The organism is Dyadobacter sp. CY351 (assembly GCF_021502625.1).
GTDB lineage: Bacteria > Bacteroidota > Bacteroidia > Cytophagales > Spirosomataceae > Dyadobacter > Dyadobacter chenhuakuii.
This window is the reverse complement of record NZ_JAKFFU010000003.1, coordinates 147744-159877: the sequence shown is the minus strand read 5'-3', so window position 1 is coordinate 159877 and position 12134 is coordinate 147744. Positions and strand designations below refer to the sequence as shown.

The following is a 12134-nucleotide window of genomic DNA, read 5'->3' as shown; positions in this document are numbered from 1 at the left end:
AGGGGTTTGAATGTTACTGAACTATTTTGATTGCCGAGCCATCTGCCAGATAAGCTGAACCTTCCCGGATGATCTGCGCACCGGCATCAATCCCTGAAAGAATAAATGCCTTCTCCCCTTCCAGAAACGCTACTTTAACCTGCTTTTTCAATGCTTTCCCATTCGCTGCCACAAACACAAAAGCGCTGTCGCTGTCGCCCTCTATCAAGGCATCCACCGGGACGGATATCATCTCTGTCTTTTGTTTCGGATAAATGCTAACCTTAGCAAAAAGACCGTTTGCGAGCTTGGCGGGCTGCTTATCCAGTCGGATTTCGGCCTGATATAAACCTGAACCCGCATCGCTGCCTTGTGAGAGTGTTGCAATGCTTCCTGAAAAAGTTTGCGGATAAGCGTCAAAGACGATTTCTGCTTTTTCGCCGCCTTTCAAGCGCGTCCAATCCTTATCCGTTAAGCCGCACTTGATCACCCAATCCTTGTTATTTGTGCTGCTGATATACAACACCGGCGAACCGCCCGCCACTTGCTCGCCGGGATTCTTCAACTTTTGAATCACCACGCCGTCCGTTGTCGCGTAAATTTTAGCCTGCGAGAGGTTGAAGCGGACAATGTCCAGTTGCTTTTCGGCCACATGCAAGGTGGTAAGGCTGTTTTCCAGCTGTTCTTTTGTATTTACGCTGTCGCGAAACAGGTTCTGGGTGCGTTGGGCGTCACGCTTGGCTTTCATAAAATTCTCCTCTGCCTGTGCCATTTGCGCTGCAAATTCTGTGGCATTAAGTGTTGCCAAAAGCTGTCCTTTACGCACTTTGTCGCCTTCTTTTACCAGGATAGTATTAATAATTCCGCCCACTTTAAAGGACAGGTTTGCCTCATTTTCAGTCCCAAGCAACCCAGAAGTCTGCACGGGTTGCGACTGGGTTAATGCTGCCGAACTGATGATTTTTACGGGAATAGTCGGGTCCGTTTCTTCCACTTTCTTTTCTTCCTTGCACGCAAGCAGAGTGGCCGAAAGGATGAGCATCATCATGCCCGTCTTGATCGTATTTTTCATGGCATATTTAAAGTTTAGAATGAATAACTGGCTTGCGCACGCTCCAACTCTGCGGAACGTGTCTGCATGATCATATAGGAAATACTTTGCTGCAACTGGTCACTGATGAGCCTGTTTTGCGCATCAAGTAGCTCAATGTAAAGCAATTGGCCTTCGCGGTAAAGCTTCTGCTGATCCTGGTAATATTGCTGGGAAAGTGCCGTTTGGCTTTTGGATGCCTGGTATATTTTGATGGCTGCATTCAGTTTGTTAGCAGCCGTCTGCGCTTCCAGTTCCAGCTGCTGCTCCGCCTGACTGATGCGCTCGCCCGCCACTTTACCATCCAGTAGTGCCTGCTTGGTTCGGTATTGCGTGCGATTACCCGCAAACACGCGCCAGTCGAGCGTAAGCCCGAACAGATAATAACGCGTATCATTGTTAAAATTGAGGAAATCACCTTGCGAACCCAGGTCTATAAACGTTGCTAACCTTGGCAGGGCAGTCGCTTTTTCCAGCTGGGCGGAAAGCGTGTTGATCCTGCCCAGCGATTCCAGTTTCAACAATTCCTCGCGTTTGGCCAATGTGCCTGGTCCCGCCGCCAGCTCGGTCTGGATGTTGTCGCCAGTTTCTATTTTAGAGTCCAGCGGCGTGTTCAGCAGGAAGTTGAAATAAGCCGCTGCGCTTTTGGATTGATACCTGGCTTCTTCCAATTTTGCTTCCAACCCGATCAGTTCATTCTCCGAGCGGCTCACAACTGTCCTTATTGCCTTATCATTACTCACTAGCACGCGATTGAAGCGCAGGTTTTCCCGGGCCAGGGTTACGGCGCTTTCCAGGATGCGGATCGCTTCTTCGGATTGCAGGTAAGCATAGTAACCAAGCTTGATTTCCTTGACCAATTCGCGCTTATAGACGTCATAATCAGCCTGTTGGAACTGGATTTGTTCCTTCCGAATCTTGGTATTAACCCCTATTTCCGGATTGTAGAGCGGCAGCGAGGTGCGGAATTTGGCGTCATAGTAATTGTTGGGATTAAATGTCTGGTTTACATTCTCGACCTGCGGAAATGCGGACGAGCTCGTAAGCTGGTTTAATGATGTGTAAACCGGATTCAGCAGATCACCGATCGGAATGCTGATCTTCCTTCCTCCGCGTGAATCCAGATAGGATGTGTTGAAATTGACTTCCGGCAGGAAATAGCTTTTGGCTTCTTTTAATGCATACAGGCTCTTTTGCAGCAAAAAATCCTGTTGTTTCAATCCCTGGTTGTTCTTCAATCCCTGACTTATGTAAGCATCCAGCACGCGGTTTTGCGCAAAAAGCGTTTGGGAAATAAAAGTCATTACTGCGAAGAGGAGCAGTTTTTGACGTAGACGAACAGGCCACTTACTGGGATGTAAATGACGTTTATTTAGTGAACACTGTTTACTCATGGCTAAATTTTTTTACACTCTCAGGTTTTCTAAAAAAAAGTTGACGGAGCTTTCCATCATGTGAAGCATTACATCGTTAGGCATATCCATAATGGACAATCTTTCACGCACATACAGGGAGACCAATCCGTGCCCAAAGGACCACACGGATATCGCAAGGACGTATTTGTCCATCGGTTTGATAAGATTCGCTTCCAGGCAGGCGGCGATCGTATCCACGACATATTCAAATGCACATTCACCGGCATCCCATTTTTCCTCAGATTTGATCTGCGAGAGCGGTGCGCGCATGATAAACATCAGATCGTAGTAGTCGGGGTTGTCCATTGCGAACTTGACATAAGTCTTGCAAACAGCGATCAATCGGTCAAAAGGGTTTTCGATTCCATCGTGCTTGCGGAACTGCTTGTCCAGTAATGCGAAAGCATTTTCGTGGATGACGTAAAAAATTTCATCCTTGTCTTTGAAATACAAATAAATGGTTGCCGGGCTGTATTCAATGTCCTCCGCAATGGTCCGGATGGAGGTTTTGTCATAACCCTGCTTTAAAAACAGCTGCGTGGCGGAATCAATGATCAGGTTGCGCATATCCTGCCTCTCCCGCTCTTTTCTCTCTTTGATCGCCATGTTTCAGTGTTTTCGTCGTAAATATAATAAACAGTGTTTAGTAAAATCATTTTAGCCAAAAAAAATATTTTTCACACTCAAAAACCTGCTGACATACTGCTGTCATAAGGCCATGTTTCCTTTGTATTGTTCAAACAAAAAATCACTAAAAACCTTTGACAATGGAAACCAACAACACCTTCACTAATGAAACCGCTGTTTCACCAGCACTACTCACAACCGAAGCACTGCTCAATCACTGGCAGGGACACCGCGCGCTGACGCGCAGGGTAATCGAAGCATTTCCTGAGGATGCGTTTTACAATTTCTCTATCGGCGGCATGCGTCCATTCTCTTTGCTGACAATGGAAATGATCGGCCTGGCAGCACCCGGAATTCGCGGCGTTGCATTCGGTGACTGGACTTTCGGTGATCCCGTTCTGGATCACTCAACGCCTCCACCGCCGACAAAACAGGAAGTGCTGAACCTTTGGGACCTGGTAACTGAATACATTAACACGCTCTGGCCGCAGATCCGTCCTGAGCGATTTGAGGAAAGTGAAGCTGCGTTCGGAATGTATGAGAACACAATCCTGAACACAATCATTTATCTGATCGATAACGAGATCCATCACCGGGGACAGGGATATGTGTATCTGCGTGCATTGGGTGTTGAGCCGCCTGCTTTCTGGGATCGGTAGAACAACATTCAGCCACATCATCAGCATCTATTAGCCATGAATTGAACCGGAACAGCCTGCGTTTTGATAGCGCAGTGCTGTTTTCGTTGGAATGGTTTTGGTAAGATTGTGAATAGGATTACATTTATCATTCAATCTATCCAACACTATATGAAGATTCTGACCGTAACATTATTTTCTGCAATGGTTTTAGCAGAAGCATTTTTTGTTGAATCACACGCACAAAAAATCGGGTCCCGGCCCGCTCCTACCGGCAAAATTCCAAGCTCAGGCCCGGGACAGCCCGCCAGGCCATACAGCGAATATCAGCCAAAACCGACTGGACAAATTCAGGGGGCGACGCAAGCTGCGGATCCAAGCGTCGTTTCAGATCCGGTCCCTGTGGTGCAGCAAGGACAGGTTCCTAAGGTAAATACATCGCAGGATCCGGCCACAATGCCTGAAAGATACATGCCTGCAACGACACAGCCTGTTGAGCAGGTAACTGAGGTCGAGGAAACTACAACGGGAACACCACAAACAGGATCTAACGCGCAGACCCAGACAAATGTGCAGACACAGAATGGCACCACAACCACACAAACAACGCCCGGTGTAATGCAACCCGCGACATCAACAACCACAACGACGACCAACAGAACAACGACCGTTCCGGCAACCAGACAGAATGTTCAGCAAACGCAGCCCGCCCGGCAGTCGCAGCCGGTGCAGCAAACCCAACCTGTACAGAAAACGCAGCCTGTGCAGCAGACGGTGCCCGTTCGCAGCGTTCCCTGATGAAAGTTACCACAAACGGCATGCGGAGAATGGCACAATTCCACCCTGAAATTGTCTTATAACACCTCTCTGCATGATGGCTTGATGTAGTAATTTTGTAATGTCGGAATTGAATCCATTTCAGCACGACACATCTACTTACTATTAGCCATGAAAACGTTTTATTCCATTTTAGCTAATTCCCTGGCCGCGACCCTGACGAACACGTTCGTCTGGTTCGCGGTTACTTTTTGGGTATATCTGGAAACCAAATCCGTCATTGCCACCTCGGTCATGGCCGGGATTTACTTCGCAACCGTTGCACTATCCGGCTTTTTCCTGGGCTCCATTGTGGACCGTTATAAGAAAAAAACCTCGATGACCATTTCCGGCATTGCAACATTGATCCTATATATTCTGGCGTTGCTTACCTATGTGTTAACACCCGAAGCCGATTTCAAGAATCCAGGCAGCATCGGACTGTGGGTTTTGATTGTCCTTTGCCTACTGGGCGCATTGGTCGGCAATATCCGGGCCATCGCCATTTCGACCGTTGTTACCATTCTGATCGAGGAAGACGAACGTGACAAGGCAAATGGTCTGGTTGGGACCGTTAATGGTGTTTCCTTTTTAGTAGCATCTATTTTCAGTGGTCTTGTAATCGGGTTTCTGGGCATGACTTGGATGCTGGCACTGGCCGTTGGGTTAACCATCGCAGTGCTGCTGCATTTATTCACAATCCATATTCCTGAAAAGGAGATAGTTCAGACGGGTTCGCACCTGGAAAGCATTGATATCAAAGGCACTATCGCCGTTGTGGGACTCGTACCGGGCCTCTTCGGCCTGATTTTCTTCAATACATTCAATAATTTTCTCGGCGGTGTGTTCATGTCGCTCATGGACGCTTACGGCCTTTCGCTGGTTTCGGTTCAGGTCTGGGGAATATTGTGGGGTGTGTTAAGCCTTGGATTTATTGTCGGCGGGCTTGTTGTTGCCAAAAAAGGCCTGGGAAAGAAGCCGTTGCGTACATTGTTTGTTGCCAACATTATCATGTGGACGATCTGTATATTCTTCACAATTCAGGCATCCATCATATTGCTGGGCATTGGCATGTTCATTTATCTCTGCCTGATCCCCGTCGTGGAAGCAACGGAACAAACGATCCTGCAAAAAGTAATTCCGCATGAGAGACAGGGACGCGTTTTTGGTTTTGCACAAAGCATTGAGCAAGCAGCATCGCCTATCACTGCCTTTATGATAGGACCTATCGCCAAATTTGTCTTCATACCATTCATGACAACCGGCGCCGGTGTGGACCTTATCGGCTCGTGGTTCGGGACAGGCACTGCACGTGGGCTGGCACTTTTATTTACTGTAACCGGCATTCTGGGACTTATTGTAACATTAATTGCAATGCGATCGAAGGCGTATCATCAGTTATCTCAGATCTATAAGAAACCGGAACCTGCATTTACAGAAGCCGACGCAATTCAAGCAGAGGGAGAAATCTAGTCATCAATAAAATTTGAAAATCATGTTTAGAGAAACAAAAGCATTCAGTGGATTTTCAGTGGACGATCTGCAAAAAGCAAAGGCTTTTTATGGAAATGTCCTCAGTATTGACCTCTCCGAAGTGGAAGAAATGGGCTTGCTGCAACTGCACATTGCGGGGAGCAGCGACGTGATCCTGTATGAAAAACCAAATCATACGCCTGCCACATTCACGGTTCTTAATTTCCCGGTCGACGACATTGACACAGCTGTAAAAGACCTGAAAGCACTGGGTGTAACATTTGAAAGCTACGATTTTCCGGGGCTAAAAACGGACGAAAACAACATTAGCCGAGGAAAACCTTCCGTAGCCTGGTTCAAGGATCCTGCAGGAAATATCCTGTCGGTTTTGCAAGGGTAAGGTTCGAAACCCGTGCTAGCTGCCAGTCTGAGCGGGAAAGAAATCAGGTAATTTATGCATGATTTAAAAGTGTTATCTTGAAGCGTTTTCGGGTTAGCCCGAAATCTCCCTGATAACATTTTTTTCATGAAAACAGCCCCTGACACACTGAGAAATTTACTGATTTTGATTGGCCTTTGTTCCATTTTCTTGCTTGAATGCTCGAAAAGTGATCGTAACGCGCAGAATCTGCAAAGTGTGGTCAGCGATACGGAGAACATTCGGGGCAAAAGTATTTATCTCAATACGCCTTACATTACTGCGGGCGATCGCGTTTACATGGTGGGCCATCAAAATGGGACATTTCCGGATATTGGCTGGCATGTTACAGGCGAAATGGGCGGCATCTGGGATCATCCGATCAAGCTGATGGATGGCTTTGCAGCTTCCGTGACGGTTGATAATCAGTCTGCTTGTCTCACAAAGGCAGATACATTCGTTAATTTCCCTTTTGCCAATAAACACATTTTTACAACCGGGCTTCCAGAGTTGAAAGTAGAGCGTTTCCAGTTCGTGCCAGATGGCAAAGAGGCTGTGGTGGTGGAATACACTTTTATCAATGAAGGAAAAGACAAGCTAAACATTCAGTTTGATTTCAATGGTTATACCGATCTCCGCCCGGTTTGGCTGGGTGAAAGAACCAATATGGTTGATGGCCCGGATGTGACGACCTGGGACGAGGCGTCGCACAGCTGGATCGCCAAGGATAGTTTGAATGATTGGTATGTAATGTTTGGCGCTGCCATGTCGCCCAAATCGCATGAGCAGAAGGCCATCACTTGCGATTACAAACCCCAGGGAAAGGGTGTTTCCGCTTCGCTGCAATATGAGCTTGCTATTGCCGGAAACAGTGCCATAAGCCTTTCTATAACCATTTCCGGTTCCTACAAATCAAAGGAAGACGCGCGAAAAACATTTACAGAAACACAGGCGAATGCCACTAAATTACTGCTTGCAAAGAAAGAGCGATATAAATCCATTGATTCTAAAACCAAACTGACAATTCCCGACAAAAACCTGGAACAAGCCTTTCGCTGGACCAAGTACAACACTGACTGGCTCATCCGCGATGTGCCTGAAATTGGCCGCGGATTGTCTGCCGGCGCTCCGGATTATCCCTGGTGGTTTGGTGCGGACAGCGAATATGCGCTCAAAGGGCTCATTGCCACAGGTCAGCCTGAATTGGTAAAAAATGCAGTTGATGTGGTTCACAAACTCTCGGAAAAAGTGAACGGAAATGGCCGCATTATGCATGAAACCTCCACGAACGGCGCTGTTTACAATCCTGGCAACATTAACGAAACGCCGCAATTCACCTCGCTGGTGGCGCAGGTTTATCGCTGGACCGGTGACAAGGAATTTCTTAAAAAATATTTTCCTACCCTTAAAAAAGGATTGAACTGGCTGCTCAAAGAGAATGACAAAGATGGTAACCTGCTGCCTGATGGATTTGGCATGATGGAAATCCACGGCATGAACAGCGAAATGACCGACGTTGCTGCGTACACCCAAAAAGCCTTCGCCGACGCCGCCGAACTTGCCACGGAAATGGGGGACAAAAAGTTGGCTCAACATTATTCCAGCATTGCGGACAGGCTTCGCATCAAGATCAATCGGGAGTTCTGGGTTCCTGAAAGCAACTCCTATGCAGATTTTATCGGCACACCAAAGCAGGCGATCAGCCTCATTGATGATGCCATCATCCGTGCCGACACATTGAAAAAGCCTTGGGCAGTGGAAGAGCTGAAAGCAGCGAAAGCCAAAATAACGAGCTCGAAATCAAACAATAAGCGCGGATTTGTAGTGCACCACAATTGGGTTGTGAACACGCCCATGGAAACCGGCATTGCTGATACTGCAAAAGCGCTGTCCGCGTTGCAAACAGCCTCCAAGTTTGTAAATCCCTTCGGCGCCTTCGTGACCGGCATCGACCGGGATGAGTCGGCCGGGAAAGATGAGCGTTCTGTTGCTGGCAACAATAAAGTTTTTACTTACACAGGTGCAGTAATGACACTTCCCACGGGCGTACTGGCCATTTCTGAAAATAATTATGGACGTCCGGATGCTGCATTGGGTTATTTGAAAAGAATGACAAAATCATTCAGCTTCGCGCTTCCTGGTTCTATCTATGAGGTTTCACCGGATTACGGCATGATGGCGCAGGCCTGGAATGTATACAGTTACGCTTACCCGATCGTTCAGCAATTCTTTGGCATACAACCGTTTGCATCTAAAAAATTAATCCGCATTCAACCGCAGATGCCATCGGCCTGGAATGATGCAAGTCTGGAAAACGTGATCGTAGGCGACAATGCGCTGGATTATACATTTAAAAGGAATGGAAAAAGCATCCGCCTGAACCTTTCACAGTCGCAGGAAAGCTGGAAACTGGAAATCGCGCTGCCGACTGCGAAATTCAAAAATTATCAGGTCAATGGGAAAGCAGTGGCTACGAAGTCCAATGGCACATTTGACACAATAGAAGTAAATGGTAAAATCAATGTGGTCAGCGCTGAATTGAAATAGCAATCAGGCGCTGATCTGGCTTTTGTTGTATTTGTTTCTGTATTCAACCGGGGATAAGCCTGTGATTTTCCTGAATGTACTGCGGAAGGCTTTGGTGTCGGTATAACCCACTTCGTACATCAGTTCGGTCACATTTTTCCGGCTCACTTCAAAGCTTTTCTTGGCCGCCTCGATCTTCACACGCTGAATGTATTCCACAATCGAATTGGAAGTGGCTTTCTTAAATCTGCGTTCAAAACTGCGGCGGCCGATTGCGAACATTTCGGAAAGCTGATCCACTGTAATTTTATCCTGAAAACTCCTTTCTATAAATTCCTGCGCCTTCCTGACTTCGACATCTTCGTGCTCTTTCTGGCCCGTGAACATAATGAAAGGCGACTGCGTATTGCGGTCAATTTCGATCATGAAAAATTTGGTCGTGTAAATCGCCATCTGCCGGTCCACGTATTTTTCGACGAGATAAACGAGCAGATTCCAGAACGTATTTGCGCCGCCGCTGGTATACACGCCGTTTTCGTCGGTGATAATGCGGTTATCCATCAGGTTCACTTCTGGAAACATATTTTTGAAATCCGAAGCTGACATCCAGTGCGTTGTGCAGCTTTTACCGTTCAACATGCCGGTGGCCGCGAGCAGAAACGCGCCTACACAAAGGCTGGCCACTTCCGCACCGTTCTCATGCTGCTCAATGATCCACGGAAAAAAAACCTTATTCATCTCAATCACACTTTCACGATCACCATTAACAGCAGGAATGATGACCAGATCAGTTTTTTTCAGATCATGAATCGTCACATCCGGAACCACTGTAAAAACGCCGCTATACTTCTGAGGATCAGCGGTCATGCCCACCAGCTGGACATTAAAGGCCGGCTCGCGGCCCATAGCAGCCAGGAAGTCGTTTACGAAATTAAAAAACTTGAAAGGCCCCTCAATGGTCCCGAGCGCAGCATCGCCCTGTGGAACAAGAACTGATATATGCTTCATATTTTCAAAATAACAAAATACGCTGTCGCATTCAATAGGTATGCGGCTTCCCGTCAGTAGTCTAAGGATGAAAGCAACTTATGGTGATAACTTAACCATTCAATCCAATCTTCATGCCGACTATTATTTACGACGAAAAACAAAAAAAAGCGATCAACCTCGATAATGTTGACACCTTCAAGCTAGACCGCAGCGGCGCCGAGTTCCACATCGTATTCCAAAAACAAATCACCGTAAAAGACAGCTACATGTCCACCACCCTCGACAGATGGGTCTACACGAGCGAGCACGAGCGGGATAGTGTGTTCAGGACGATCGTGGATAGCTACGGGTATCGGGTTTGAGGAAGCCATTCAATCGGATTCCTTCATTAGCAAAATGAAATTGTAGTTATACTGGATATTAAACAGTGCCTTGTAATTTCCAACAATTACGAGTCATAATCTTTGTCGCGTTCGGCCCCTGCATTTGACATATTCACCCCCCGGGGGATTGGGAAAAGACTTGTAGGTTTGTTACATCTTATTGCTGACCTGAACTTTAACCTATTACCCGATGAAGATTATCCTAACAATTCTTGCTGTGATCGTTGGCCTCGTTGTCCTGCTGCTGGTGGTGGCGTTATTTGTTAAAAATGAATACGAGGTGCGGCGGGAGATATCGATTAACAGACCGAAGGGCCGGGTTTATGATTATATCAAATTCTTGAAAAATCAGGACAATTACAGCAAGTGGGTGATGGCGGATCCGGGTATGAAGAAGACTTACGCCGGCGTCGACGGGACGGTCGGTTTTAAATATGCGTGGGACAGTAAGGATAAGAATGTCGGTGCCGGTGAACAGGAAATTATGAAGCTTGTGGAAGGCGAGCTTGTGAATATTGAAGTCCGCTTTGTACGGCCATTCGAAGGATTCGGGCTGGCGGCGATGACGACCACGCCGGTTGCTGATGATCAAACCCGAGTAAGCTGGGGCATGACCGGGAAAAGTAAATATCCCATGAACATTACCAACCTTTTTATCGATGGAATCCTTGGCAAAGACCTGGAATCCAGTTTGAAAAACCTGAAAACTATCCTTGAAAAATAGTCTGTAAAGCAACATCATTCAACAAATAAACTCAGGAACCATGGAAACTATGCTCATTAAGAAGTCGATTGAAGTGAATGCGCCTAAGGAAAGCGTTTGGGAAACCATTATTTCAAATAATAAAAACAAGATCTGGTTCAATGCATTCAGCGATGGAACGCAAGCCCAAACGGATTGGCAGACTGGCAGTAAAGTTATTTTTGCGGATGCGTCCAAAAATGGAATTATAGGCGTGATTAAGGTTAATAAGCCTGCCGAAGAGCTGGTTATCGAATACAATGGCGTTCTCAACGACGGCGTGGAAAATTATGAGACCGAAGAAGCACAAGGCATGAACGGATTTCAGGAAATTTACCGGCTCAGAGAAGAAAATGGCCTCACGCGCATGGATATGCAATGTGATATGGGCGCCGACTATTTTGAAATGATGTCCGATGCCTGGGACCATGCGCTCGTCATTATCAAGGAATTGTCAGAAACAGGCACCAGCGCAACTGCCCTGCTGGATGAATTAGATAGGACAACTAAAAAATTCAGGGACGCCATCGAATCATTCGACGAAGAAGAAATTAATGAAGTGCCCTTTGAAGGAAGCTGGACGGCCGGGCAGGTTGTAGAGCACATTCTAAAATCAGAAAGCGGCTTGCCTGGCGTATTATTGGGCGATACAACCAATACCAACAGACCGGTCGATGCCAATATTCCGGAAATTGAAAATATCTTTCTGGACTTTTCAACGAAACTAAAAGCACCGGACTTCAACGTTCCTTCGGACGGGCCGCATAACAAGGTGGAGCTGATCGAAGCATTTACAAAAGAGCGGGATGAAATCAGGAGAGTGGCCGCAGAACAGGATCTCCGGCTTACAGCCAGTGCATTTGAGTTCCCGGGAATTGGCACATTCACCCGCTGGGAATGGCTGAGTTTTGTAGTTTGTCATTCGAAAAGACATATTCATCAGTTGACAAATATTCGCAAAAAACTTAGCGAAAAGGTAGCGGGATAAAACAGCAAACATTAATAACTTGCGGATTCTTCATTCAAAAAGAATTCAG

12 protein-coding genes are annotated in these 12134 nt (G+C 46.8%); 8 read left to right on the top strand and 4 right to left on the bottom strand.

The genetic code is table 11. The annotated features are described in order from the left end of the window. Positions 1–13 precede the first annotated feature (13 nt). The 3 genes from L0660_RS06340 to L0660_RS06330 all read right to left on the bottom strand — a co-directional run bounded on the left by L0660_RS06340 (position 14) and on the right by L0660_RS06330 (position 3090). Entirely contained in the window at positions 14–1051 is a 1038-nt protein-coding gene (locus tag L0660_RS06340) for an efflux RND transporter periplasmic adaptor subunit (RefSeq protein ID WP_233798359.1), read from the bottom strand. 14 nt (positions 1052–1065) lie between these two features. Then, positions 1066–2373 carry a TolC family protein gene (locus tag L0660_RS06335; RefSeq protein WP_235158655.1) on the bottom strand — a complete coding sequence of 436 codons (1308 nt, stop codon included), beginning with the start codon at positions 2371–2373 and terminating at the stop codon, positions 1066–1068. Between the two features lie 102 nt (positions 2374–2475). Beyond that, entirely contained in the window at positions 2476–3090 is a 615-nt protein-coding gene (locus L0660_RS06330) for a TetR/AcrR family transcriptional regulator (RefSeq protein ID WP_233798357.1), read from the bottom strand. 161 nt (positions 3091–3251) lie between these two features. Here L0660_RS06330 and L0660_RS06325 point away from each other — a divergent pair, with 161 nt between their 5' ends. The 5 genes from L0660_RS06325 to L0660_RS06305 all read left to right on the top strand — a co-directional run bounded on the left by L0660_RS06325 (position 3252) and on the right by L0660_RS06305 (position 9003). After that, positions 3252–3770 (top strand): DinB family protein, encoded by a 519-nt coding sequence (locus L0660_RS06325; protein ID WP_235158653.1) that lies wholly within the window; start codon positions 3252–3254, stop codon positions 3768–3770. Positions 3771–3920: 150 nt separating this feature from the next. Then, on the top strand, positions 3921–4547 hold the full coding sequence (locus L0660_RS06320; RefSeq protein WP_235158652.1) for a hypothetical protein: 627 nt from the start codon (positions 3921–3923) through the stop codon (positions 4545–4547). 150 nt (positions 4548–4697) lie between these two features. Next, on the top strand, positions 4698–6038 hold the full coding sequence (locus tag L0660_RS06315; protein WP_235158651.1) for an MFS transporter: 1341 nt from the start codon (positions 4698–4700) through the stop codon (positions 6036–6038). Between the two features lie 22 nt (positions 6039–6060). Then, positions 6061–6438, top strand: coding sequence for a VOC family protein (locus tag L0660_RS06310; RefSeq protein ID WP_235158649.1), 378 nt, complete (start codon positions 6061–6063; stop codon positions 6436–6438). A gap of 126 nt (positions 6439–6564) precedes the next feature. After that, positions 6565–9003, top strand: coding sequence for a glycogen debranching protein (locus L0660_RS06305; RefSeq protein ID WP_235158648.1), 2439 nt, complete (start codon positions 6565–6567; stop codon positions 9001–9003). Between the two features lie 3 nt (positions 9004–9006). Here L0660_RS06305 and L0660_RS06300 read toward each other — a convergent pair whose 3' ends face one another. Continuing rightward, complete coding sequence (locus tag L0660_RS06300) at positions 9007–9990, bottom strand: GlxA family transcriptional regulator (protein WP_235158647.1); 984 nt, start codon at positions 9988–9990, stop codon at positions 9007–9009. A gap of 113 nt (positions 9991–10103) precedes the next feature. Between L0660_RS06300 and L0660_RS06295 the strand changes: the two genes are divergently transcribed. The 3 genes from L0660_RS06295 to L0660_RS06285 all read left to right on the top strand — a co-directional run bounded on the left by L0660_RS06295 (position 10104) and on the right by L0660_RS06285 (position 12085). After that, positions 10104–10334 carry a hypothetical protein gene (locus L0660_RS06295; protein ID WP_235158645.1) on the top strand — a complete coding sequence of 77 codons (231 nt, stop codon included), beginning with the start codon at positions 10104–10106 and terminating at the stop codon, positions 10332–10334. 211 nt (positions 10335–10545) lie between these two features. Next, entirely contained in the window at positions 10546–11079 is a 534-nt protein-coding gene (locus L0660_RS06290; protein ID WP_235158644.1) for an SRPBCC family protein, read from the top strand. Between the two features lie 40 nt (positions 11080–11119). Further along, positions 11120–12085 carry a DinB family protein gene (locus tag L0660_RS06285; RefSeq protein WP_235158643.1) on the top strand — a complete coding sequence of 322 codons (966 nt, stop codon included), beginning with the start codon at positions 11120–11122 and terminating at the stop codon, positions 12083–12085. Positions 12086–12134 lie beyond the last annotated feature (49 nt).

Bases quoted from the DNA above. Each gene is read 5' to 3' on its own strand.
- L0660_RS06340 (WP_233798359.1), bottom strand. From the start codon at position 1,051: ATGAAAAATACGATCAAGACGGGCATGATGATGCTCATCCTTTCGGCC.
- L0660_RS06335 (WP_235158655.1), bottom strand. From the start codon at position 2,373: ATGACTTTTATTTCCCAAACGCTTTTTGCGCAAAACCGCGTGCTGGAT.
- L0660_RS06330 (WP_233798357.1), bottom strand. From the start codon at position 3,090: ATGGCGATCAAAGAGAGAAAAGAGCGGGAGAGGCAGGATATGCGCAAC.
- L0660_RS06325 (WP_235158653.1), top strand. From the start codon at position 3,252: ATGGAAACCAACAACACCTTCACTAATGAAACCGCTGTTTCACCAGCA.
- L0660_RS06320 (WP_235158652.1), top strand. From the start codon at position 3,921: ATGAAGATTCTGACCGTAACATTATTTTCTGCAATGGTTTTAGCAGAA.
- L0660_RS06315 (WP_235158651.1), top strand. From the start codon at position 4,698: ATGAAAACGTTTTATTCCATTTTAGCTAATTCCCTGGCCGCGACCCTG.
- L0660_RS06310 (WP_235158649.1), top strand. From the start codon at position 6,061: ATGTTTAGAGAAACAAAAGCATTCAGTGGATTTTCAGTGGACGATCTG.
- L0660_RS06305 (WP_235158648.1), top strand. From the start codon at position 6,565: ATGAAAACAGCCCCTGACACACTGAGAAATTTACTGATTTTGATTGGC.
- L0660_RS06300 (WP_235158647.1), bottom strand. From the start codon at position 9,990: ATGAAGCATATATCAGTTCTTGTTCCACAGGGCGATGCTGCGCTCGGG.
- L0660_RS06295 (WP_235158645.1), top strand. From the start codon at position 10,104: ATGCCGACTATTATTTACGACGAAAAACAAAAAAAAGCGATCAACCTC.
- L0660_RS06290 (WP_235158644.1), top strand. From the start codon at position 10,546: ATGAAGATTATCCTAACAATTCTTGCTGTGATCGTTGGCCTCGTTGTC.
- L0660_RS06285 (WP_235158643.1), top strand. From the start codon at position 11,120: ATGGAAACTATGCTCATTAAGAAGTCGATTGAAGTGAATGCGCCTAAG.